Source organism: Mesorhizobium sp. B4-1-4 (assembly GCF_006439395.2).
Taxonomy (GTDB): Bacteria; Pseudomonadota; Alphaproteobacteria; order Rhizobiales; family Rhizobiaceae; genus Mesorhizobium.
The window spans coordinates 455,648-480,349 of record NZ_CP083950.1; the positions used below are offsets into that span (position 1 = coordinate 455,648).

Here is a 24,702-nt window from a genome sequence, read left to right on the forward strand (position 1 = left end):
ATGCTGGACAAACCCGCTTCCGCCCTGCGCATCCGCGAGCGGCTAATCGAATCCGAACGGCTCATGGAAGAGACCGGCTGCTACGACGGCATCACGGAACTTTCGCTGCGCAACCAGGATCCGCTGAAATTCGAGACGCTGCACACCAAGCTGCGCGCCTACTGCGTGTCGGCACGCGAAATGGCGCGCCGCATCTCGGCCTCGCCCGGCGTGCGCGAGGTCGGCGAGATGGTGGTCGCCATCTACACGCCGGAAGGTGATGCGATCGCGCTCTCCAATGGCATCATGGTGCATGTGCACACGATGAGCCGCTTCATCAAATGGATGATCAGACAAGGCTACGAGGAAAACCCCGGTATTGTCGACGGCGATATCTTCGCCAACAACGACGCCTTCATCGGCACCGTACAGGTGCCCGACGTGATGGACGTGGTGCCGATCTTCCATTCGGGCAAGCTCGTCGGCTGGGCCGGCGCCGTCTGCCATGAACTCGAAGCCGGCGGCATCACGCCCGGCGGCGACGTGGCGCTGGCGCAGGAGCGTTTCACCGAGGGCCTGTTCGTCTGCGCCGAAAAGGTCGGCCAGAACGACGAGCTGCGGCGCGACTACGTGATCCGCTGCGAGCGCAATCTGCGCATGCCGATCTACTGGGTGCTGGACGAGAAGGCCAAGGTCGCCTCCTGTATCGATATGCGCGAAAGCGTCAAGGCGCTGATCGACGAGATCGGCCTCGACTACTGGATGAAGATCTCGAAGGAATTCATCGAGGAGGGCCGCCGCGCCCAGCTTGCCCGCACCCGCCAGCTGACCGTGCCGGGCATCTATCGTGGCCACACCTTCTACGGCCATGTCACCGCCGGCAAGCCGGGTTATCAGCCGCTCGGCGACCCCGACTGGCTTTACAATATGCCGATCGAGATGGAGATCACCACCGATGGCAAGATCATCATGGACTTCGAGGGCACGCAGCCCTGGGGTTACCACTCGATGAACTGCACGCCGGCCGGCATGGACGGCGGCATGTTCGTGACGCTGACCCAGCACATGAATTTCGAGGGCCTGGTCAATGACGGCGCCTGGATGGCGACCGAACTGAAACTGCCGCACGGCACCTGGACCAATCCGGACAACGAGATGGTGGCGACAGCCACCTCATGGGCGCTGCTGCTGCCCGCCTATGGCGTCTTCCAGCGCCTGTTGTCGCGCTCGTTTATCGCCCGCGGTTTCGTCGAGGAAGCCTTCGTCGGCCAGGTCAACAGCCCGATGATCGAGATGGGCGGCACCAGCCAATACGGCTCGCTGTTCGGCATGGCGCATTTCGAATGCGCCGCCGCCGGCTCCGGCGCGCTCGCCATCAAGGATGGGCTCGACACCGCTTATGTCGGCTGGAATCCTGAATCCGACATGGGCAATATCGAAATCTGGGAACAGAACATGCCGATGGTCTATATCGGCCGCTCCATCGTCCCCAATTCTGGCGGCGCCGGCAAATATCGCGGCGGCTGCTCCTTCCTGTCGACATGGCTGGTCAGCAAGACCGACCATCTCAGGCTGGTCACTTCCGAGCATTCCTCGCGCGTCTTCGACAATGGCGGCATGTGCGGCGGCTATCCGGCGCCGACCTGCCAGAAGCACCGCGCCGTGCGCGACTCGAACATCTTCGAACTGGCTGAAAAGGGCGCGCCGCTGGCACATCACACCGGCACCAACCCTCACCGGTCCGAACTCGAAGTCCGGCTGCAGGGCGAGCATGTGACAATGGAAGGCCCCTACATCACCGCGCCGCACAAGACCGGCGACGTCTTCACCCATTCCTACAATGGCGGCGGCGGCTATGGCGACGTGCTGGAGCGCGATCCGATCAAGACGGCATCGGATGTCGAGAACGGCTATCTCACCCGCGAAGCCGCCGAAGGCATCTTCGGCATCATGCTGGATGAGGATGCGGATGGCTATCCTGTCGCTAACCTGGAGGCCACCAAGCGCCACCGCGCCGAGATGCGCGCGAAGCGGCTCGCCCAGGCAAGGCCGGTATCGGAGTGGATCGCGAAGGAGCGTGTCCGGGTCGAAAAGGCCGACTTCGCACCTGAGGTGAAGAAAATGTATGCCAGCGCGATCAAGCTGTCGCCGCGCTTCACCAAGGATTTCAGCGCGTTCTGGAACGTCGACGCCAGATCGATCTTCATGCCGGGAGCAAAGCCATGACCTCGTACAGCAAGGAAGTCATCGCCGATCTGGTCGCGGGCACGCTGCCCTGGCCGCAGACGCGCCGCGTCATGAGCGCCTACAAGGACGACGACCGCTTCTTCAAATATGTCGCGGTGCTGCAGGACCGCGTCGGCTGGAAGGATCCAATCCTGCTGCCGGTCTCCGATCACCTGTTCATCTGCCAGAGCGGCGACGAGCGGGTGACCCGGTGCGAATGCGGCCACTCCTTTGGCGACTACCGCAAGAACTGGAAGCTGAAGGCCTCGATCATCGTGCGCAACACCGAAGAGTCACTGCGCGAGATCTATCCCAACAGCGATCTGCCGGATCCCGAATGGATGGAGATCCGCGAGTTCATCTGCCCGCAATGCGGCACGATGCACGAGGTGGAGGCTGCCGCACCTGGCTATCCCATCGTGCACGATTTCGAACCGGACCTCGAAGGATTCTACCGCGACTGGCTGGGCAAGCCGCTGGAGTCGATGAACAAGGGAAGCTGATGGCGAAAACAGGTCGCGTTGCAGACAAGGTAGCGCTCGTCACCGGGGCCGGTCTCGGCCTCGGGCGGGCGTCCGCGCTGCTTTTGGCGGCGGAAGGCGCGACGCTGGCCGTCAGCGACATCGATGATGCGCTTGCCGCCGATACGGCGATGCAGATCGAGAAGGCGGGCGGCCAGGCACTGGCACTTCGCCACGATGTCTCGAAGCCGGAGGACTGGCCTTCCGTCATGGCCGCGATCGAGGGGCGGTTCGGGCGGCTCGACGTTCTGGTCAACAATGCCGGCATCGCGATTGCCAAAAACATCGAAGACACCACGCTTGCCGAATGGCGGCGGACCATGGCCATCAACCTCGACGGTGTCTTCCTCGGTTGCCAGGAAGGCATCAAGCTGATGAAGCGTTCTGGCGGCGGTTCGATCGTCAACCTGTCGTCCATCGACGGCATCATCGGCGAGGCCGAACTTGCCGCCTATTGCGCCTCCAAGGGTGGCGTGCGCACGCTGACCAAGGCGGTCGCCGTGCACTGTGCCGAAAAGCGCTACGGCATCCGCTGCAACTCCATCCACCCCGGCTACATCTGGACGCCGCAGACCGAAAACTATCTGCGCGATCTCGGCACGCTCGACCAGGAAAAGGCCAAGGCGCTGTCGCGCCACCCGATCGGCTTCCTCGGCGAGCCCGACGACATCGCCTACATGGTCCTCTACCTCGCTTCGGATGAATCGAAATTCGTCACCGGCTCCGAGATGGTCGTCGATGGAGGCTATCTTGCCGTGTGAATTCCCGCCCGGCCTTGCCGCCCGCACCAAACCTTGTGGAGATCTCGCCTGATGACAAACCTTTCCGGCCGCAGCGCGATCGTCACCGGCGGGTTCTCCGGAATGGGTTTTGCGATTGCCACCGCCTTGGCAAGGGCCGGCGCCAACGTCGCCGTGGGCTCCTACATCGCCCCCGCGGGCGCCGACAAATCCGATGCCGCCTATTATCCCGGCGCCGATGAGATCGAGCGCGTGTGTTCGGCCCTGTCGGCCCACGGCATCAAAGTTTATGCTGCCCATCTTGATGTGCGTGACAGCGACGTGACCAACCTTTTCGCGGCCGAGGCCCAGGCCGCCATCGGTCCGGCCGACATTCTGGTCAACGCGGCCGGCACCACCGCCGAGCAACCGGTCTGCGGTCATTCCGACGCACTGTGGGACAAGATCGTCGACACCAATCTGACTGGCGCGTTTCGCGTCACCCGCGCCGTACTGCCAGGCATGATCGAACGTGGCTGGGGCCGCATCGTCAACATCGGCTCGACCGCCGCCACCGTCGGCTGGAAGGACAATCCGGCCTATTGCGCCTCCAAGGCCGGGTTGCTCGGCCTGACCCGTTGCGTGGCGCTGGAGGGTGCGGCGCATGGCGTCACCTGCGTCATGATCAGCCCAACCTGGGTCGAGACCGAACTGATGCGCCGCAACGTGGCGCAGGTCGTCGAGCGCGAAGGCAAGGGGCGCAGCGCCGAGGATGTCATGGAGGAATTCAGGAAGAGCAATCCTCAGGGACGCATGATGCAGCCGGAGGAGATCGCAGCACTTGCCGTCTTCCTCTGCTCGGATATCGCCAAGGGCATCACCATGGAAAACATTCAGATCACCGGCGGAGCATTATGGTAGCATCCGCGCGAGATGGCTGCGGGCCTTCATGGGAGGAGGTCGGCAAAAAGTAAGGAATAAAAAAGTCCAACCGACAGGGGAACTGACATGACAAGAACAAATGCCTTGAAAGGCGCCGGCGTCGGGCTGGCGCTTCTGCTCGCTGTAACCGCTCAGGGACGAGCCGCCGATCTCGGCGCCAAGGACGAGCCGATCAAGCTCGCCATGCTCGAATGGACCGGATCGCATGTGTCTACGCACATCGCCGGGCAGTTGCTTCAAAAGCTCGGCTACAAGGTCGAATACGTCACCGCCGGCAACTTCCCGCAATTCTCCGGCCTTGCCGACGGCACGCTGAGTGCCTCGGTCGAAATCTGGCTGAACAATGTCGGCGACATCTATCCCAAAGTGCTGGCCGAAAAGAAGATCGAGGACATCGGCAAGCTGGATCTGAAGACGCAGGAGGGCTGGATCTATCCAAAATTCATGGAGAAGGTCTGCCCCGGCCTACCGGATTGGAACGCGCTGAACAAGCCGGAGTGCATCCAGGCGCTGTCGACACCCGAGACCGCGCCCAACGGCCGCTTCCTCGACTATCCGGCCGATTGGGGTTCGCGAGCCGCGACTATTCTGGCCGACAACAACATGCAGTACACCGCCGTGCCGGCCGGCTCGGAAGGCGCGCTGGTCGCCGAACTCGAGGCCTCGGAAGCCGCCAAGTCACCGCTGGTGATGATGTTCTGGGGGCCGCACTACGCGCTGGCCGAAAACGATGTCGGCTGGATCACCATGCCGCCCTGTAAAGACAAGACCAACGAACATTGCATCACGCCACCCGATGTCGACAAGATCGTCTGGTCCGGCTTCGGCGCCAAATGGCCTGCAGCCTATGCCTTCCTCAAGGCATTCAAGATGGATGCCACCGAGCAGCAGAAGATGATGCTGGCGGTCGACAAGCAGGGCAAGGACCTCGACGCCGTCGTCAAGGATTGGCTCGATAAGAACGAAGCAGTGTGGAAACCCTGGGTCGACGCGGCCAAGGGGTGATCTCGGCCCATGCCTTGCCCAGGCACTGACGAGAATTGCCGCTCGGTTCCCGGTGATCCGGGAACCGGACGCTTGCTTGATGCGGGCGACCGACGATGAGCAAGGCGGTCCGAGAGATAAAACTAGCCTGCCGCAATGTGTGGAAGGTCTATGGGCGGCGTCCCGCCTACTATTTCGATTCACGCGGCTACATCATCGAACCCGACGCGCTGGCCGAACGGCTGCGTGCCGAAGCGCATCTGCCCGCCGTGGTCGACGCCACTTTCGAGGTCGCCACCGGCGAGATCTTCGTCATCATGGGGCTGTCCGGCTCAGGCAAGTCGACGCTGGTGCGTTGCCTGTCGCGGCTGGTCGAGCCGAGCGCCGGCGAAATACTGCTCGACGGCCGCGACCTCTCCAAAGTCTCCGGCAAGGAACTGATCGAACTGCGCCGCCACGCAATGGGCATGGTGTTCCAGAATTTCGGCCTGCTGCCGCACCTGACCATTCTGGGCAATGTGGCTTTCCCGCTGAAGATCCAGGGCAAGCCGGTGAAAGAGCGCGAAGCCCGCGCCCGCGAGATGATCGCGCTGGTCGGTCTCGAAGGCCGCGAGGCTTCGTTTCCGCACCAGCTTTCCGGTGGCCAGCAGCAGCGCGTCGGCATCGCCCGTTCGCTCGCCGTCGGCCCGGAGCTGTGGTTCCTGGACGAGCCGTTCTCTGCGCTCGATCCGCTCATCCGGCGGCAGATGCAGGATGAGTTCCTGCGCCTGCAGCGCATGTTGCAGAAAACCATCGTCTTCATCACCCACGACATGGCCGAAGCTTTCCGGCTAGCCGACCGGCTCGCCATCATGCGGGCCGGCAAGATCGTCCAGATCGGCCGCCCGGCCGACATCGTGCTCAGCCCGGCCGACGACTATGTCGCGCAGTTCACCGAGGACATGCCGCTGTTGCGCGTCATCAAGGCTGGTGATCTTGCAGTGCCGGCGAACGGAGCCGCTATGCCGCACGAGAGCATCGCTGCCGACACCAGTATCGAGGAGCTTATCCCACGCCTGGCGTCCGGGATCGGCGCCTTCACCGTGCCGGGCGAGGGCGTCAGTCCGCCACGGCTGCTCAGCGCCAGCGCGGTTCTTGCCGTGCTCGATCGCGAACAGGCAAGACGGACACGGCCATGACGGCGCCTGCCGCGACATTGCGATCCTCGCCGAGGGTCGTTGTGGAGCCGGCCCTTCTGCCTTGGTGTGGACTGACCGTTCTGGCCGTCCTTTGTCTCGCGCTGAAGACGGATCTCCCCTGGCTCGTGACATTTCCGAAGGAATGGACGCTGCCGTTCGCACCGGCCATCAATTTGGTCACCGATGCGGTCGTGACCGTCGTCCAGCCCGCATTCCGCGCCCTGTCCGCCGTGCTCGATGCACCCATGCGCGGCGCGCGCCTGGTGCTGGTATGGCTGCCGTGGCCGGCGGTGATGCTGGCGGTCGCGGCGCTTGCGCTGAAATCGAGCGGCATTCGGCTGGCGGTCTTCGCCGTTCTGGCGCTCGCCTACATCCTGCTTGCCGGCTACTGGCCGCAAAGCATGAGCACGCTGTCGCTGGTGCTGCTGGCCGTACCGATCTCCGTTGTGCTCGGCTTTTGGCTTGGCGTGCTGGGTCATAGCAGACCGCGCCTGCGGCCCGCACTGCTCGGCGCACTCGACCTGATGCAGACCGTGCCGGCCTTCGCCTATCTCATCCCGCTGCTTCTTCTGTTCGGCTTCGGCCCAGTGGTCGGGCTGATCGCCAGCGCCATCTATGCGACGCCGCCGATGGTGCGCAACACCATGCTCGGTCTCGACCGCGTGCCATCGGACATCAGCGAAGCCGGGCTGATGAGCGGCTGCACGCGCCGGCAGCAGTTCTGGCACGTCGAAGTGCCGACCGCGCTGCCGCAAATGCTCGTCGGCTTCAACCAGACGACGATGGCGGCGCTCTCGATGGTCATCGTCGCCGCCATCATCGGCGGTTTCGAGGACATTGGCTGGGAGGTGCTGTCATCGATGCGCAAGGCCGAGTTCGGCCAGAGCATTCTGTCCGGATTGGTCATCGCGCTGCTCGCCATTCTTGTCGATCGCCTGACCATCGGCTTCGCCAGGGAACGGCCCACCGGGCCGACCGCCGCCATGACGTGGATGACCGGCCGCAGGCTGGTAATTGCGCTGGTGCTCGCCGTGATGCTGGCGGTTGCCATTCGTGTCCTGTGGCCTGACGAGACCTTGCTGCCTGCCACCGGGTTGCGCATGCAGGTCGGTGGCGTCAATCAATGGCTGCTCGGCCTGGTGCGCGATTATGCCTGGTTCTTCGACCATGTCCGCAACAGCGTCCTCTATTGCCTGTTGCTGCCGCTCAGGATCGGCATTTCGGGAGCCGCCACGCCTACGCTCTGGGGCTTTGCGCTGTCGCCGTCGATGGCGGCCGGATATTGCGCGCTCATCCTGACCGTCGCCGCGCTATCGACACGCGGCTTCGGCTGGCGGGCTGGCTTGGCCGCACTGGCGGCCGGCCTGGTCCTGTTCACCGGCTTCCTCGGCCTGCCTTGGCCGGTCTTTATCCTTGGCGTCGCCTTGCTTGCCGCACAGGTGGCGGGCATCCGGCTTGGCCTTTTCGCGCTCGCGGGCTTTGCTCTCATCCTGGTCAACGGGCTGTGGCCCCAGCTCATCCAGTCGCTCTACCTCTGTACGCTGGCGGTGCTGCTCTGCTTGGTCATAGGCGGTGCGCTTGGTGTCTGGGCCGCCTATAGCGACCGCGTCTCGCGCTTTCTGAAGCCGGTCTGCGACGCACTGCAGACCATGCCGCAATTCGTCTTCCTCATTCCGGCACTGATGTTCTTCAAGGTTGGCGAGTTCACGGCGCTGATCGCCATCATGCTCTACGCCATCGTGCCGCCGATCCGTTACGTCGAGCATGGCTTGCGGCATGTGCGTGTCGATGTCGTCGAGGCGGTCGAGCAGATGGGCGCGACGCCTACCCAAACATTGTTGCAGGCCAAGCTGCCGCTGGCGCTGCCGGTGGTGATGCTGGGGCTCAACCAGACCATCATGGCAGCCTTGTCGATGCTGGCGATCGCGGCCCTTGTCGGCACGCGCGATCTCGGGCAGGCGGTCTATGTCGCGCTCGGCAAGGCCGATGCCGGCATGGGCCTGATCGCCGGCCTGGCAATCGCGTTCCTGGCGATTCTGGCGGACCGCATGGTAGCGGGGTGGGTAGAGGGGCGTATCCTGGTCCCTGATCGAGGCGCCTAGATGTTTAGTCCTGGCAAATGGTGGAACGCATCGTGGATGAAACGCTCAGGGTTCCTTGCAGATGAGTCCGCGGCCAAAGTTGTGGGCCGCGACGAAGTCGGCAGGATGCCGACGCAGGTGTTCGTGGCCCGGCTGGGATCCAGGCATGACATGCAGACTGGAACCAGTGTGGAAGGCCTCAGGCTTGACCATTGCAACTTCTGCACCACCTTATTGAAATCTATGGACAATTTGTCTCTCGGCCATGGCAAAATGTCCAGTAGCGAAGCGAGGGCCGGCTTAAGCCATTGAACCACGTCCAGCACGGATCGAAGTCATCGTCAGCACAAGCCAAATGCAGGAGGTATGAATGACCAAGCACAAAGTCGGCTATCTCATCGGCAGCCTCGCGCGCGAATCCATCAACCGCAAGCTCGCGAAGGCGCTGGTGCAGCTTGCCCCGCCGCAACTCGATATGTCGGAGATCTCCTTTAAGGACTTGCCACTCTACAGCTACGACTACGATGCCGACTTTCCGGCCGTCGCTCGCGCCTTCAAGGATGCCATCGCCGCTGTCGACGCCGTCCTTTTCGTGACGCCGGAATACAACCGCTCCATCCCCGGCGGTCTGAAGAACGCCATCGACTGGGCTAGCCGTCCCTATGGCAAGAATTCCTTCGCCCGCAAGCCGTCCGCTGTCATTGGCACGTCGCCCGGCCCGATTGGCACCGCGGTCGCCCAGCAAGACCTGCGCAGCGTGCTGAGCTTCTGCAACTCGCCGCAGATGAACGCCCCTGAAGCCTATATCCAATTCACGCCTGGCCTGGTCACCGACGCCGGGGAGGTCACGGTTGCATCCACCCAGGAATTCCTGCGCAACTACATGGCCGAATTCGGCATGTTCATCGCCAGGGTGCTCCAGGTGCTGCCGAGAAACGCCTAAAGCAATTGCAGGAAGGTGCGCAGCGGTTTTCCGATCTTGGTGGCATCCTCCAGCGTCTTCAGACCTGGCGCGAAGGGTTCGCATTCGTCATGGCCGAAATAGGCATGGCGAACCCCCGTCGCCAGGATCATCGTATCGAAAAAGCTTGGCTCCTCGCCGCGTGTTTTCCTCGTCTCTTCAGCAAGCACGTCCTTCAAGGCGTCTGCCGCTCGAACTCGGCCTCCGCCCGCAGGCTGTCCAGGTCACGCCCCACGGTCGCCACGGCAAGCCGCTTGTCGTTGCGCCAATAGCTGACCATGCAGTCGCGCGCGACAGGATCGCCATCTATCTCCAGCCGATCCCACTGTTCGGCATGACCCACATAGTTGATGGTCGTGTCGTAGTGCTGGCTCCAGAAGAACGGAACCGTGGCGAAGCGCTGCCGCTGCCCCAGAATATTGCGCGCCGCAACCGCGCCCTGGCGCTCCGCAACCACCCAGTGCTCGACGCGGATGCGGTCTCCCGTCCTCGGGTCTGGCCAGCGCGCGATATCGCCGGCCGCGTAGACTGCCGCGGCGCTTGTTTGAAGAAACCCGTCCACCAGCACCCCGCCGTCCATGGCGAGGCCGGCCTGCTTCGCCAAATTTACCTCGGGATGCACTCCGATCCCCACAATCACCAGATCGGCGCTCAAATCCACGCCTGTCGAAAGCTTGACGCCATCCTGGTGGATTTCGGCCACGGTGGTCCCGAGATGGAAGACAACCCCATGCGATTCGTGAAGTGTCTTGACCATGTCGCCAAGCGCCGCGCCGAGGAGGCGTTCCATGGGGCGTGAGCCGGGCGCGACGACATGGACCTCCAGTCCGCGCTTTCGCAATGACGCCGCTACTTCGAGGCCGATGAAGCCCGCGCCGACCACGACGCAGTGTCGTGCCGTGCCGCAACGCGCGATCAACGTATCGCAGTCTGCCAGGGTGCGCAGCACTTCCACCTGCGGCAAGGTTGCGCCGGGAACGGTGAGCCGGACGGGTTCGGCGCCGGTGGCAAGCAGCAGTGCCCCATAGGTCACCTCGCTGCCATCAGAGAGCGCTATCGTTCTCCGCGCGGGATCGAGCTTGACGGCGCGTTGATCACATCTGACATCGATATGATGATCCGCGTAGAATTTCGGCGACCGCAAAGGAAGCCAGGCGGCCTTCGCCGTCCCGGCGAGATAGTCTTTCGACAAATTCGGCCGATCGTATGGTGGCGAACGATCGGTGCTCAACATCGTGACGGGTCCCTGATAACCCTCGCGGCGCAACGTTTCGGCGGCGGCGTTTCCGGCCGCGCCGCCGCCGATGATGAGCACGGATTCAGGCAGCCCCGCGGCCGCCAGTTTGGGCGGTTGTGGCATCGGCAGCCCGTCGCCCACAAATGCATGACCGGCTCGGCGCGCCACATCCCAACATTTGAGATCGCTCAAAGCGGGTGACCGAAGAACCTGGCCGGTGCGAAGGCTGAAGCAGGCATGGTGCCAGGGGCAGCGGATCGTGTCACCGACCAGCAGCCCCTCGGCCAGCGGTCCGCCATAGTGGGTGCAGGTTGCGCCGACGGCGAACAGTTCTTCGCCTTGGCGCACGAGCAATGCGGGCTTGCCGTTCACGTGGCCGGACAACATGCCGCCCTCGGGAATATCCGCCAAAGCGACACCCTGGGTGAAATCGGGGCCGGCCGGCGACGATGAATGCTCAGTCATCCCTGTCTCCTTGCCCCTTTGGCGCTCCTGGAATGAGAAGGCCACCTGCCGCCGTCGGCGCGCAGGGCTGTGACCATAGCGGTTCCCCGGCACAGCACATAGGATGACATAGGACGAGCAATCTTCGTGCCAACGGCCACCCATATAAACTGCCAGAAAAGTCACCGAAGAGCTTGACACCAAGGGAAGACCTCCCGGTTCACCATGCTCTCCGGCAGCCCGGCTCGCGGCAGCCCAATGCCTCGGCCGCCTCTAGACGTGCGTGGTTTACTTCCTGCCGCGCGGTTGAGCCGCTTCTTCAGCCGCGAGCACCACAACCGCCTCGGTTGTCAGAAGCCTGAAGGTGAAGGTCTCCTGGAGATAGAGTTCAACGGCCGTGCCGGAATGGTTGAGGTAGCCAATAGAGATGTCCTGGCCGATATCCAGCTCGAAATCGCCGCCACGCGTGGAAAGCACGAACCCACCCTCGATGGCCGGCGCCCAGATGACCCCTCCCTCGACCACACGCTCGATATGATGGAATACCGGGTAGCCCTCGTCGCTGCCACCGCTCGCGGCCGTGTACGCGGCGGCACCCAGCACGAGCGCGTAGGGACCATTGACGCCGGCCAGCCGCAACTGGCTGACCGCGTGTCCGACAGCTTCCGCATAGTTCATCACGTTGGACGGAAGCATCAGATGAGGATTGCTGCTGCCTTCGCGGATGCCCTGTATGCCAGCCGCCGCGTATCCATCGAAAACAGAGCGGTCCTCGGCGAAGGCGATCTTGCGCGCGGCTTCCTTCACGGGGGACCAATCCGAATCCGTCGCGCCGCACTCGACATCATCGATTGCCTGGCGCGTGAGTTCGAATGGAACGCGCAATTCGACCAGCGCCTTCACCTCGCGTTGTGCGGATTGGACCCCGTCACCGAAGGCGGGAAGCTGCTTGAGATGACCGGTGCCCACAGCCGAGAAGTCGACACCCTTTGGGCCGACAACGTCGACAACACGCCGCGCCGCCAGATGGCGCTTCAGCGTACGGGCCGCCTCGTCTTCGATTTGCGCCCAGGCCGCGTCGGAGATGGGAGCCAGTTCTCGATGAAGATTGTTCATGTCTGCCTCATTTCTTCAGTGATCCAATGCCGAGTGAACCATCGTTGGGAAGCGCGTCCGGCCGAGGCGCCTCCGGCGCTTGCGGCAACTTCGCGTCGGTGTCGGCAACCGGTCGTGCCTCGGGGTCGACATCGTCGAGGAAGGTCGCCGTCGGCACGAAGAACAGCGTGCCGGTCACTGCGCGGCTGAAATCCAGCAGATGGTCGTAGGTGCCCGGCGGGTTGCCGATAAACATGTTCTCCAGCATCTTCTCGATGCGGTGGGGGGACCGCGCGTAGCCGATGAAATAGGTGCCGAACTCGCCCTTGCCCACTTCGCCGAATGGCATGTTGTCGCGCACGATCTGAAGTTGCTCTCCGTTTTCTTCAATCGACGTCAGGACATTGTGCGCATACGGCTTCTTCACCGTATCGAGCTGTTCGATGTCGGACAGCTTATGCCGGCCGATGATGTTTTCCTGTTCCTCGACCGGCACCTTGTTCCACCGCTCCACGTCGTGCAGGTATTTTTGCACGATCACGTAGCCGCCGCCGCCAAAGGCGGCGTCCTCATCGCCGACAAGGGTGGCCGCGTCCGCGGCCTGGCCGACCGGGTTCTCGGTTCCGTCGACAAAGCCGATCAGATCGCGGTCATCGAAGAACTTGAAGCCGTGCACCTCGTCCACGGTCGAGACCGCGCCGGCGAGCCGCGACATGACATGTGTCGCGAGTTCGAAGCAGAGGTCCATGCTCGCAGCGCGGATGTGAAAGAGGATGTCGCCAGGCGTCGAAACGGCGGTATGCACGCCGCGAATTTCGCGAAAAGGATGCAGGTCTTTCGGCCTCGGCGCCCCGAACAGCCGGTCCCAGGCATCGGACCCGAACCCCATGACGCACGACAGCTGTCCGTTGAGATTGCGGAAACCCACGCCGCGGAGCAGGCTGGAGAGATCGGCGCACAAGCCGCGAACCGTTTCCTCGGACGCCGATCCGGGATTGATCGTCACGACCAGGAATATCGCTGCCCGCGTAAGCCTGGCGGCGACCGATTGAGAGACGGGAGGTGGCAAGCTTGAAACCATGTTCTATCCGTTGATGATGGTTTGAAGCGCGATGCCGGCATTGGCCGTGGCGCTCAAGCCAGGTCAGCATATGCGGGACTCGCGACAACGAGCCCGTCTGTCGACCATAAGACATTTGCAGCGAGGTCCGCATGGGAAAATCGGGGAGCACGGGGAAATCAGGAACACTGGCCAATCGCGCTGGGGACGGACTTCAAGAGCGGAGTTCTTCGGTCGCGGCATTCCCGGCGATAGGCAGCATCCTGATCCAAGGAACGCGTGCCGTTTGGCCACTGCCATTCCCGACCAGGTCAAGCGAAGGCGAGGCGTGAGCACCGCCGGAATTCCCTGTGCATATAGCGGTCCAAACATATAGTTTTGGTCCTGCTGAAATTAATCGCGGATAGCGCTGAACCAATGTCCAAGAAGTTTGCATTCCTTCTGGTCCGCGACTTCACATTGTCACCCCTGTCGCTTTTCATCGACACGCTGCGCCTGGCGGGTGATGAGGGCGATCGAAGCCGTCGCGTGGAATTCGACTGGCAGGTGATCGGAGAGCGCGGTCTGCCGATCAGGGCCAGCTGCGGCGTCGAACTGCTGCCGACAAAAGAGATTGGACATCCCGAGGATTTCGACAATGTTGTTGTGGTTGGTGGCCTGCTCGACACCAACCGCGGCTTGAGTTCTGAAAAGGAGGCATTCCTTTTGCGGGCTGCCGAGAAAGGCGTGCCGCTCACCGCCCTTTGCACGGGCAGTTTCGTGCTCGCGCGCTACGGGTTGCTGGACGGTTATAGTGCCGCGGTCAGCTGGTTTCACATCAAGGACTTCCGGGCGGAATTCCCTGACGTGAACGCCCATGCGGACAGTCTGTTTTCCGTCGACCGCAACCGCTCTACTTGCGCCGGAGGCACGGGTGCAGCCGACCTGGCCGGCTATTTCGTGTCGAAATTCATTGGTCACAAGGCAGCGGAAAAGGCCGCCAAGATCCTTGTCCTCGATCGAATCCGGAACATCCGTGACGTTCAACCGGTCGGGGATCTGTTTGCCGGAGCCTCCAGCCGTCCGGTGAAGCGAGCCTTGCTCTTGATGGAGAGCAATCTCCAGGAAAAGGTATCGGTTACCGAAATCGCGGCCAGATTGAACTGCTCCAGGCGCCAGCTGGAGCGTCTTTTCGGCATCGAGTTGGGCATCAGCCCAATGGCCGCCTATCTGGCGCTGCGGGTGCACTACGCGAAGTCGCTCCTCGAAGCCAGCGACTTGCAGATAGGGGAAATTGCGTTCAGGTGCGGCTTCGGCAATGCCGGGCATTTCAGCCGCGTCTTCCGCCGGCACACCGGCATCACGCCAACGAACCTCAGACACCCAGGCCGCATATCTCGCGAGGCCTGATGCGGTGATAGTTCCGCGTTTGGCTGGGATTGAGGGGGGTGCCACAGCTCAAGCCGGGACCAATAACGAGCGGGAGTAGGCAAAAGTTTTAAGACTATGCCGGGAAATCCCGCTCAAGGATCTATCCAGCGGCAACCGGAAACCACATCCACGCCGCCTTCGGGCTCTCCTGTTGCCGACGTCGTCGGCACGCAATCATTCAGTGTCGGGATTTTCGAGCACTTCAAGCATGGTGGTCAACATGCTTCCGACTTCTTCCGATATTTCCTCGGGGCGAATTCCCGCCTTGATGGCGTCCGCCGTCGCTTGTTTGGCGAGTTTCGCCGCAAGCGCCGGATCGGACGTCGAATAGGGTGGAACATTTTCCTCCACCCAGTTCTGCAGGAATTCGATGCCGCGAGCGCTCATGACGAACTAATGTTCATCGAAGCGATTTCGTTCCGCGGAGGTATATTCAAGAAAACGTCAGACCCTTTTGATGAGGGCCTGACGGTTCCAAAGGTTCACGTCACGACGAACGAGGATGCCGTCAACGACAGATGCGGAGAAACAGCGGCAAACTGGATCTGATGCGCGCCGCCGGCCCCATCGCTGTCGAAGGAGAGGGCGCCGGTCGAACTGTTGTAGATAATGTGGTCGGTATGGGTATGCGCGCCCCTGCCAGTGTGAAACGCATCAGCGGGAAGGGCGCCCACCTGAAGCCCGGCAAACACAGTGTGGTCGAGATGGATCTTGTCCTGCGTCACATTGAAGTCGGTGATCTTGTCGATGTTGCCTGTCTTGAGGGCGGAATTGAAGACGAAGACGTCCTTGCCTCCATTTCCTGTCAGCACATCTTGCCCGCCGCCGCCATTGATGACGTTGTTGCCGGCGTTGCCCTGTATGGTCTGCGAGAATTCGTTTCCCGTGAGGTTGATGGCAGTGGTGCCGGCCCGGCTCGTGGTGGCAAGCTGCTCGATTTCCGAGCCGGCTGATAGTGCATAGCTCACTGTTGCCAGCACGGTATCGTGGCCTGCGCCCTTCAGTTCCACCACCTTATCGCCAGGGTTGTTGACATAATAGGTGTCGTTGTAGCCGCCACCGATCATTGTGTCGGCGCCGGTGGTGCCGTGAAGTACATCCGCGCGGCCGGTGCCGTAGAAAACGTGATCGCTGGTCGAAGGCGCGGTGCTGGTCGGAGGGGTGGTGCTGGTCGAAGGTGGGGTGATGGACGAAGTCGTATCGCTGGTCGAGGGCACAGTGGTGCCGGACGAAGTCGCGCCGCTGGTCGGAGGCACGCTTGCGGTGCCGTGGTTATGTTGAAGGAAGAGGGCTTGCAGCGCCGGCGAGTTTCCAAGCGCCGTGTCGCCCTGCTGGGAACCCCATGCATAGGCATAGTCGAAGGCGGGCGACGGAACCAGCTTGGACCAGTGGTCCAGCATGGTCTGTTCCTGGGCGGCGGTGGGAAGGACATATTGGCCGCCCGTATCGGTCGTGTAGCTGCCGCCGCCGAACGTCTGATAAACCGGAACGACCTGGTTGAGCGGGACCCCCGAAGCGACAGCCGCGGCCACGGTCCTGTCGATCATGTTGTAGTCGACCGCACTTGTCCCGGTGCGCACCGGATAGGGGTCCAGCCCGTAATAGTCGATATGTGTGTTGGCGGGATTATAAGTGTTTGAAAAATCGGGATTTGCGGAAGACCCCATGTTCATCATGGTGATGAAGGTTTTGGCGCCCGGCACGTTGGTGTGGATCCAGTCGGATTCCGCCTTCAGATTCGTGGCGGTGGCATAGGTTCCCCATTTGCCGGTGGGGTCCGGCTCATCGACAAGGAAGAATCCAAACGCTTTCGGATTGCCGATAAAGGGCGTGACTTTCTGGATAAAGGACGAGGTTGTCCCATTGGCTTCATCGAGCCAGACCAGACCTTTCGTGCCAGCCGGCAGGGCGTTGAGTTCGTCCACGGATGAAACGTCGACAAGATTGAATCCGGCGTTTGCAACCTCGGAGGCGGATCCACCCGAGGCGTAATGGAGGGTTGTCATGAAAATATCCTTCGTCTGATTCGGTAGATGCCCCACGCCTGCCTATTGGAAAGGGTATATTAGAACCAAATCAAATACCGGCGCCCGTTGATAGAATCATTGATCACGGCGAGAAAAGGTCCACGCGATGGGATGTCGGCCTTGGTTCCGGGCTTGTTGATTGTTCAGGGATATTTCCGGCGCGGCAAGGCAGGACTGGACTGTCTCTGCCTCGGTGGCACTGCTGGATTTTGTTGTGGACTGCAGAAAGCGCAGGATCGCGCTGGTTCATTCCAGCCGCTTCGGAGTGTGCGGATGGCGGTCGTCCACGCGCTATGCGCCGCTCACCAGAAAGGCTCTTTCTATCAAAGGACGGTTGTGGCTCAGATACGGTTCAATGAGCATATCGAGGTGTCCCCCGAGGATCGGAACTATGCTCAGATCGGCAAAAAAGGCGCTCCAGCCAAGATCCGTCGGAACCCCTGTACGCCTGCATCGAAACAGGGTGGCGGTAATCGGCAACGCGGTCTTCGGTTGCGCGAGCCATTGGCCAAATGCGCGCATCCGCAGGATTTCCTCAAGCTCAAGGCGCAAAATGAACCGCACTCTGGCGAAGGCCCTCCATTTCAGCCAGTCGATGCCCCTGGCGAGCAGGGCTTCAGCGCCAAATCTGGCAAATGCTTTTGCGAGAGCCCGTAACATCATGCGATCCGCCGTCACTCTATGCGAACGGATGCGCTGGACGGTGCGTGCAAGAGTTTCACGGTAGTCGTGCTGCCCAGGCCCGATATTGGTGTCGAGGATTCCCAGGAACGTGACCGATCGACCCGCTGCAATAAGTTTGGCGGCAACCTCGAACGCGACGCCGCCGCCAAGCGAATAGCCGATCAGCTTCACGTCGCCATCAGGCTGGACCTGGCTGATCTGGTCGACAACCGCGTCCACCATCCGCGGTATGGTGCCATGTCCCTTCAGTAGATCGTTCAGGTCCTCATAGCGAATGGCGACAACCCTGGCGACATCGCTCATCTCGACACCGAAAGCCGCCAGGCTTGGCCCGTAGCCGATCGATCCCGGCACAATAAACAAAAGCGGCCTCGGGTCGGACGCCTCGACAAGCAAGTCGCTTGTGTCTTGCTCTGCGGACGCTGCCCTGACGACGTCGGTAAAACTCATTCCGACGGTGAATGCGTCCAAGTTGAGTTCCCGTCCCAGAGCCGTCTCAAGTTCCATGACGAATTGCAGCAGCTTCAGTGAATCGCCGCCCGCGTCGTCCCAGTGGCTGCCAGCCGCCTTCTTGCCGGGAAGTATCCTCTCCCATACGGCCGCTGCCACGCCTTCGATATCGAGCGGGTTCAGCGCCTGCCGGACGTCTGGATTCTGGGCGTCTTGCGCGTTCAGCGCGCGATCCAGTTCCCGCAACTTGACACTGTCGACCTTGCCGCCCTTGAGCTGTGGTATCTCGGCAATACTGTGCAGTCGCGTTGGATGAACTGCTGGCGGCAGGGCTGTCCTGATCAAGTCCCGCAATTCGGGTATGATTTCGCTTGCGCCAGTTTTCACGGGAACGACAAAGGCCACCAGTTCGTTCGCGTCCGTCACCACCGCGACGGCATCACTCACTTGGGGCGCCCGGCGCAGGACGAGTTCCAGTTCGGCAGGCTCGACCCGTCTTCCGTTGATCTTTATCTGGCGTCCCTTTCGTCCGACGATCCACATCATTCCGGTGCCGTCGACCTTGACCAGATCGCCGGTTGCGAAGATCCGAAGCCGGGGATTGGCGGAGCTTGCACGAAGAGGAACATGTCCCCCGTCCGCCCAGTAGCCGAGCGTGGTGTAGTTGCCCCTGATCACCAACTCCCCTTCATCGCCGGGGGCGACCTCGTACCCATTCTCATCCACGACGGTGTATTCGATGCCGGGAAGGACGAAGCCGACCGGGACCGTCGCGCCTCGCTCCGGGTAATCCCTCGGCAGGAACCACTGCGTGCCGGTCGTTTCCGTGGACGAATAGCTGATCTGGACAAGGCAGGACTCGGGGACATTGTCGCGAAGCCGGTCGATGTCGGACCACAACACTTTTTCTCCGCCGACCCGCACGACCCGCAGTGACGAGAATACGTCGGGCGCTGAATCGGTCATCAACACACGCAGCAGCGCCGGCACGAGATAGGCGATCGTCACCCGCCATTTTTGGAAATTGTCGCGCGCAGCGCGGATGCCGGCACTCTCAATGTCCAAAAGGTACAATGTGGCGCCGCACAGCATCGGGGTCATCATCTCGCGGCAGCCCGCGATCGTCGCCGGGCCGGTCAACGGCATGAACGCATCGTCGGGGCCGATGTGGCAAGCATCGACATATTGCTGCACCCGCTGGAGGATTGCCCGCTGGCTGTTCACGACGCCTTTCGGGGCTCCGGTGCTGCCTGACGTGTACAGGACGATCGCCGGCGAATCGACCGGCACGTCGGGCGGCAGCGCCGGTAAGCTGCCGTCCGGCGCTGCGGCCATGCAGCTTCCCGCATCGATCCATTTCAGGGACGAGGCATCAGGCCAGCCTGCCGGCTTGCCCGGCCCCGGCCTGACAATTGCGGCTAGCCGCGCGCTGGCGGCAATTGCCGCGAGGCGCTGAAATGGATCTCGGGGGTTTAGCGGCACGGCGGGCCTGCCCGCACGCATGGCGGCAAGCATGGCCACCGGGTACCAAAGAGTATTCCCGATCAGAAGCCCGACCGCCTTACCCATTGGAACTGAACCGGCAATCGCACCTGCCAGGTTTTGGACCGCGTTCAACAGCTCCAGGAAGCTGAGGGATGTCGAGCCATCGCTGATCGCGATCCTGTCCGGATATTTCCCGACAATTCTCTCGAGGTGCCAGAACGCCGATTTTTCGGAGAAGTCATCGCACATCCTTTGGAAGGCAGGGTTTGCCGGTCCGTCCATGTCCAGAGGACGGGTGGATGCCTGTTTCCATGTGAAACCGTCTTGAGGACCATTGTCGCGCGTTATCGCGACATCCCGCTCTTTCGCCAGTCCCAGCACGGACTGCAAGGCGCGCAAAGGCAGGCCTTCTGAAGAACGCGTGCGATCAAACGCTTCCAACGCGACCCCCTTTTTTGCTGACCCGCTTTGCAGTGTCGTACGCGACCATCTTGGCCGTGGCATCGTTAGAACGAATGATTCCGACCGAACTCGCCGATCCGACATGAAAGGGGTCAGGTGCATCGCAGCATCATTGAAGCCCTGCTTCATTCAAACAGACGAGGACAGCGGGAAGGCCTGCTCCTAGCGTGGATTTGGGTGTCGTGCGCACAGGGGCAATGAAGCCGAACCATGAGAGCAGATCCTAGAGCCAGCCATTTTGCGCGACCGGGATACCGCCGGCATCCTGGAGGGGCAGGATGAACCCCCACCTGGTCTGTGTTGGAGGCGAGGATCATCGTCTTAGAATTCCGTTCCTGCTGGCGCTGCGCGAAAGGGGCTTCCGGGTCACTGCCGTATCGAGCGATATGGGCAACGCCTTCTCTCTTCATGGCATTGCGCATCGTCGACTGGGATTTGACCGCTTTACCAGCGGCGGCGGGGAATGGGGCGCTCTAGGTGCTGTCCGCGAATTGATCGCGGAACTGCGTCCGGACATCGTTCAAAGTTTCGACACCAAGCCCAATCTTCTGACCCCTTTGGCCGTGCGCGGGCAGGTGCCGGTTGTCCGCACCATCAATGGCCTTGGTTGGACATTCTCGTCCCTCGAACCACGGGCTCTGGCCTTGCGTCCGATCTTTTGCGGCCTTCAAGGACTGGCATCCTTATGGACAGCCATGACCGTCTTCCAGAATCGTGACGATCAGGTCTTCTTCGAACGCTATCGGCTGCTTGGTCACGACAAAGCGCGGCTGATCCGCAGTTCTGGCATCGACCCGAAGGCATTCTCGACAGCAAGGTATCGTGGCCCTTCGGCCACGACGATGCGCGAGAGCCTTGGGCTTCAGTCGGCTGAAATCATAATCTTTGTCGGCCGCCTGACCCGCCAGAAGGGAATTCCGACCCTCCTCAAGGCGGTTCCCCGTGTCCTTTCCGAAAGACCCAATGCGCGTTTCGTCCTTGTCGGTCCGCAGGACTCCGAGGGACCGTTCGCGGTCAACAGGGCCGATATCGATCGACACGCGCCTCACGTCATTGCCTTGGGATCGCGACAGGATGTTCCGGCCCTCCTTGGCATGGCCGACCTGTTCGCGTTTCCGACGCAATATCGCGAGGGTATTCCGCGTGTCCTGCTGGAGGCCGGATTGTCCGGATTGCCGATCGTCGCCTCGCGGATGCCCGGCTGCAATGACGTGGTTGAAGATGGCTGGAACGGCTATCTCGTCGCGCCACGCGATGTGGATGGCTTCGCATCCAGGATAATCGAGATCCTGTCCGATCGCGCCCGTGGAAAAATCATGGGCGGCCGTTCCGTCGGACTCATCCGGGAGCGCTTTTCGCTGTCGTGGGTCGTCGATCAGTATTGCGAGCTGTACAAGACCGTCCTCGGGGCAAAGTACCGGGGCAGCCTTGCTCGATCGGCCCCCGCGATCCTGATGGAAGAGGGCGCGCGGAGCCCCCGACTGGGGGAGGCGCGGCAATGATCCGTGATGTGCTCCTGGCCTGCGGCATCGCAATGTCCTATGCGGTCCAACTCAGCATCCCAGGCCTGCCGTTCGGCTACAGCGAACTGTTCCTCGCGCTTTGGATATTGCTCTCGATCGTGCGGGTTCTCGCGGGCGGCCGATTGGAGTTCACGCCGGCCCTGGCCCAGCTTGCACGTTTCTGGCTGATCCTGACGCTTGCCCTGGGTGTTGGAGCCTTCGTCGGCTATCTGACGACTGTCCTGTTCATCGCTCCGTTGATGCATGACACGATGGCGTATGTGCTGTTGGTCTTCATCACCTGCCTGGCCGCGGCGGAGCCCGACGCCGGTCGCCGTCTACGCAACATTGGCTGGTGGATCATTGCTGTCGCGAATGCATGCTTTGTTGTTCAACTGGGGCTTGGGTGGGGCTGGATCCATCAATCTGGCGTCAATCCCTGGTATTGGGACCGCTTCAGCGGTTGGTCCGACAATCCGAACCAGCTTGCGCTCTATTGCGCTCTCCTGGGTCCGCTAGCCTTGCATCTTGCCGTAACCACCCGCAATCCGTGGGGGAGGTGCCTTGGGCTAACCGGCCTGGTCCTCACCTTCTACGTCGGAAGGCTGACAAAGAGCGATACCTATCTCTATACGACAATCCTGGCTTGCCTGATCCTTCTCGGGCTGCGGATTCGGGCTTGGCTTGCAACTGATGGCGGCAAGGTCAGCCTTTCACGGCAACTTGCCCTCCTGTTCACGATTGCGTTCGTTCCGTTGGCGATCTCCATCGCGCCTTACGCCCTCAGCGACGCCGCCAGCGCCGAAAACTTCGCCAAGAGCCTTACCAAGGACAAGGGCGGGCAAGCGACCGCGGAAACCGCCGAGCTTCGCCTCTACCTTTGGGACGAGGCATTGGACAAGGGAGCAAGATCTGGGTCGCTCGGCCTCGGCCCCGGGCCTCACCTTGAACGTCCCCCCATCACCAATCAGCAGTTTCTGCCTCGGCCTTTCGAGGCCCATAGCACGATCCTCGATCTCTATACCCAAGGTGGCTTGATTTCAGTCATGGCGCTTTTGTGGATCCTCGGCTCTGCCGCCTTGTCCGCCTGGCGTGCGAGATTGGATGCCCTCGTGGCGCTCATGGCGTCGATCGTTGTGTTCAGTGCCCCGCACCTGATTATCCGCCATCCGATCGTGTGGTTCTCTGTGACGCTCTGCCTTGTCGCCGGGACGCCTCAGACGATCCCCGCCATCGTTCGCCATAGGAGATATTAGGATGTGCGGGATCGCTGGAATTCTCTTGGCGCCCGATGCGGTCGATACGAACGCGCTGCGGGCGATCGGGCCGATGACGACGGCCCTTCGTCATCGTGGACCTGATGGCGAGGCATTTTGGATGAGCCGTGAAGCCGGGGTCGCCTTCGGCCACCGGCGTCTGGCCATCGTCGACTTGTCGGAGGCGGGCCGGCAGCCGATGCATTCCGCGAGCGGCCGGTATGTCATCACCTTCAATGGCGAGATATACAATTTTCGCGATCTGCGCCGCGAGTTGGAAGGGGAGGGCCACCATTTCCGTGGCACCAGCGACACCGAAATCATGCTGTGCGCGATCGAGAGCTGGGGTCTCGACGCCGCGCTCGCGCGCTTTGCCGGCATGTTCGCTTTCGCGCTGTGGGACCTGAAGAACCGTATCCTTCACCTCGCCCGCGACCGAATGGGCAAGAAGCCGCTCTACGTCGCCTCGACACGCGAGGCGCTCGTCTTTGCCTCGGAACTGAAGGCGATCACCTGTTTCCCCGGGTTCGCCCCGGAACTCGATGTCGACGCCGCGGCGACAATGCTTTCGAAAGGATGGGTGCCGGATGACAGTTGCATCTGGCAGGGCGTGTTCAAGCTGCCACCCGGTTCCGTCCTTTCCGTGACGGCGGCGGATTTCGCCAATGCCCGCGGTGCAGGCTCGCTTGCGCGTCGCATTCGACGCTGGTGGTCGCTGGCCGATGTCGCCAGCACGGCGCTGCGGGAACCGCTCACCGGCAGTGACGAGGAACTTACGACCGAGCTCGATCGTCTGCTTCGCCTTGCCATCGGCGAACGAATGGTTGCCGACGTGCCGCTTGGCGCCTTTCTGTCGGGCGGTATCGACAGCTCGACGGTCGTCGCCCTGATGCAGGCACAGTCGCGGAAGCCCGTCCGCACTTTCACCATCGCGTTCGGTGAGAGCGGGTTCGACGAAGCCCCTCATGCGGCCGCGGTTGCACGACATCTGGGCACCGACCACACCGAACTTCACCTTTCACCGGCCGCCGCGCGTGAGGTCATTCCGGAACTGCCACGGATCTGGGACGAGCCGTTCGCCGATGAGTCACAGATACCGACACTGCTGGTGTCGCGCCTCGCCCGGCAACACGTGACCGTAGCGCTGTCGGGCGACGGTGGTGACGAGTGCTTTGCGGGCTATTCCCGGCACTTCCTGGCGGCTCGCCTCAGAAGACAGCATGAGCTTCCATCCCCACTTCGCCGGATGTTGGCGGCTGGGGCCGGATTGCTGGCCCAGGCCTCCCGGAAAGATATCTTCGGCAGGCTGCCGCTTTCGGCGAACGCGCGGCACGGATTGCGCAGTGACCGCCTGAACCGCCTCGCCCGCCTGCTCGCGGCTGCAAATGAGGACGAACTGCTTCAGCGGCTGACCGAGTCCTCGGTCAACAACCTTGTTCATCACAGGCCGCCGGCAATCAAGCCTCGTGCAGCAGAGCTCGACGACCTGCTATCCCGTCTGCTGTTCGATGATATGACCGGCTATCTGCCCGGCGACATCCTGGTGAAGCTCGATCGCGCCACCATGGCCAACAGCCTCGAGGGGCGGTGCCCGATCCTGGACCATCGCGTCGTCGAATACGCCTGGCGACTGCCGACCAATGCCAAGGTTCGGAATGGCAGGGGTAAATGGATACTTCGCCAGCTCCTTGATCGTTATGTCCCGCGGCGGCTGTTCGATCGGCCCAAGCAAGGTTTCGACGTTCCGGTCGGGGCTTGGCTGAAAGGGCCCCTGCGCGCCTGGGCAACGGATATCATCGCCACAATACGCCTCTCGGAAGACGGGATTCTCGACTTTGCAAAGGTCGACGCCTGTTGGCGCGATCACCTGCAGGGAAAACAAGATCATTCCCGCGATTTGTGGCCTCTGCTCATGTTCCAGGCGTGGCGCAACGAAGCCACGCAGCCACCGGCGCCGGCAACGCGCCTCTCTCATCATATCGAACTGACAGGGGGTTGA

The 24,702-nt window shown here is 62.0% G+C and carries 19 protein-coding genes; 12 read left to right on the top strand and 7 right to left on the bottom strand.

Features of this window, described 5'->3' with window-relative positions; translation table 11 throughout:
* From FJW03_RS02035 to FJW03_RS02070, 8 genes are all read left to right on the top strand, one after another.
* Positions 1-2,205 (top strand): hydantoinase B/oxoprolinase family protein, encoded by a 2,205-nt coding sequence (locus FJW03_RS02035; protein ID WP_140766143.1) that lies wholly within the window; start codon positions 1-3, stop codon positions 2,203-2,205.
* A complete protein-coding gene (locus FJW03_RS02040) occupies positions 2,202-2,708 on the top strand; it encodes an acetone carboxylase subunit gamma (RefSeq protein ID WP_140766144.1) in 507 nt (168 codons plus the stop codon). The genes FJW03_RS02035 and FJW03_RS02040 overlap by 4 nt, the downstream gene beginning before the upstream one ends.
* The gene (locus tag FJW03_RS02045) at positions 2,708-3,487 is read left to right on the top strand and encodes a glucose 1-dehydrogenase (RefSeq protein WP_140695794.1); all 780 of its coding nucleotides are present in this window, start codon (positions 2,708-2,710) and stop codon (positions 3,485-3,487) included. The genes FJW03_RS02040 and FJW03_RS02045 overlap by 1 nt, the downstream gene beginning before the upstream one ends.
* Positions 3,488-3,538: 51 nt before the next feature.
* Positions 3,539-4,366 (top strand): SDR family NAD(P)-dependent oxidoreductase, encoded by an 828-nt coding sequence (locus tag FJW03_RS02050; RefSeq protein ID WP_140766145.1) that lies wholly within the window; start codon positions 3,539-3,541, stop codon positions 4,364-4,366.
* 87 nt (positions 4,367-4,453) lie between these two features.
* Complete coding sequence (locus FJW03_RS02055; RefSeq protein ID WP_140612140.1) at positions 4,454-5,392, top strand: ABC transporter substrate-binding protein; 939 nt, start codon at positions 4,454-4,456, stop codon at positions 5,390-5,392.
* Between the two features lie 95 nt (positions 5,393-5,487).
* Entirely contained in the window at positions 5,488-6,549 is a 1,062-nt protein-coding gene (locus tag FJW03_RS02060) for a quaternary amine ABC transporter ATP-binding protein (protein ID WP_140766146.1), read from the top strand.
* Positions 6,546-8,651: an ABC transporter permease gene (locus tag FJW03_RS02065; RefSeq protein WP_140766147.1), complete on the top strand. Its 2,106-nt coding sequence runs from the start codon at positions 6,546-6,548 to the stop codon at positions 8,649-8,651. The genes FJW03_RS02060 and FJW03_RS02065 overlap by 4 nt, the downstream gene beginning before the upstream one ends.
* Positions 8,652-9,000: 349 nt before the next feature.
* The gene (locus tag FJW03_RS02070) at positions 9,001-9,573 is read left to right on the top strand and encodes an NADPH-dependent FMN reductase (protein ID WP_140612134.1); all 573 of its coding nucleotides are present in this window, start codon (positions 9,001-9,003) and stop codon (positions 9,571-9,573) included.
* Here FJW03_RS02070 and FJW03_RS02075 read toward each other — a convergent pair.
* The 4 genes from FJW03_RS02075 to FJW03_RS02090 form a co-directional block, all read right to left on the bottom strand.
* Complete coding sequence (locus FJW03_RS02075) at positions 9,570-9,770, bottom strand: hypothetical protein (RefSeq protein WP_140766148.1); 201 nt, start codon at positions 9,768-9,770, stop codon at positions 9,570-9,572. The two genes, FJW03_RS02070 and FJW03_RS02075, sit on opposite strands and share 4 nt — an antisense overlap.
* A complete protein-coding gene (locus FJW03_RS02080; RefSeq protein WP_319022904.1) occupies positions 9,767-11,338 on the bottom strand; it encodes an FAD-dependent oxidoreductase in 1,572 nt (523 codons plus the stop codon). The genes FJW03_RS02075 and FJW03_RS02080 overlap by 4 nt, the downstream gene beginning before the upstream one ends.
* 222 nt (positions 11,339-11,560) lie before the next feature.
* On the bottom strand, positions 11,561-12,388 hold the full coding sequence (locus tag FJW03_RS02085) for a family 1 encapsulin nanocompartment shell protein (RefSeq protein WP_140612130.1): 828 nt from the start codon (positions 12,386-12,388) through the stop codon (positions 11,561-11,563).
* 7 nt (positions 12,389-12,395) lie between these two features.
* Positions 12,396-13,448 (bottom strand): Dyp-type peroxidase, encoded by a 1,053-nt coding sequence (locus FJW03_RS02090; protein WP_140766149.1) that lies wholly within the window; start codon positions 13,446-13,448, stop codon positions 12,396-12,398.
* A 357-nt stretch (positions 13,449-13,805) separates the two neighbouring features.
* Between FJW03_RS02090 and FJW03_RS02095 the strand changes: the two genes are divergently transcribed.
* Complete coding sequence (locus FJW03_RS02095) at positions 13,806-14,816, top strand: GlxA family transcriptional regulator (RefSeq protein ID WP_226890559.1); 1,011 nt, start codon at positions 13,806-13,808, stop codon at positions 14,814-14,816.
* 195 nt (positions 14,817-15,011) lie between these two features.
* Here the strand turns inward: FJW03_RS02095 and FJW03_RS02100 are convergent, their stop codons facing one another.
* The 3 genes from FJW03_RS02100 to FJW03_RS02110 form a co-directional block, all read right to left on the bottom strand.
* The gene (locus tag FJW03_RS02100) at positions 15,012-15,224 is read right to left on the bottom strand and encodes a DUF768 domain-containing protein (RefSeq protein ID WP_140612124.1); all 213 of its coding nucleotides are present in this window, start codon (positions 15,222-15,224) and stop codon (positions 15,012-15,014) included.
* 95 nt (positions 15,225-15,319) lie between these two features.
* The gene (locus FJW03_RS02105) at positions 15,320-16,843 is read right to left on the bottom strand and encodes a M10 family metallopeptidase C-terminal domain-containing protein (RefSeq protein ID WP_140766150.1); all 1,524 of its coding nucleotides are present in this window, start codon (positions 16,841-16,843) and stop codon (positions 15,320-15,322) included.
* 312 nt (positions 16,844-17,155) lie between these two features.
* The gene (locus tag FJW03_RS02110) at positions 17,156-19,924 is read right to left on the bottom strand and encodes an AMP-binding protein (protein ID WP_226890560.1); all 2,769 of its coding nucleotides are present in this window, start codon (positions 19,922-19,924) and stop codon (positions 17,156-17,158) included.
* A 299-nt stretch (positions 19,925-20,223) separates the two neighbouring features.
* Here FJW03_RS02110 and FJW03_RS02115 point away from each other — a divergent pair, with 299 nt between their 5' ends.
* Genes FJW03_RS02115 through asnB form a run of 3 tightly spaced genes read left to right on the top strand, consistent with a single transcriptional unit; the run spans position 20,224 to position 24,702 of the window.
* Entirely contained in the window at positions 20,224-21,447 is a 1,224-nt protein-coding gene (locus tag FJW03_RS02115; RefSeq protein WP_140766151.1) for a glycosyltransferase, read from the top strand.
* Entirely contained in the window at positions 21,444-22,703 is a 1,260-nt protein-coding gene (locus FJW03_RS02120) for an O-antigen ligase family protein (protein WP_140612120.1), read from the top strand. Before FJW03_RS02115 ends, FJW03_RS02120 begins: the two co-directional genes overlap by 4 nt.
* Position 22,704: 1 nt before the next feature.
* On the top strand, positions 22,705-24,702 hold the full coding sequence (gene asnB / locus FJW03_RS02125) for an asparagine synthase (glutamine-hydrolyzing) (RefSeq protein WP_140766152.1): 1,998 nt from the start codon (positions 22,705-22,707) through the stop codon (positions 24,700-24,702).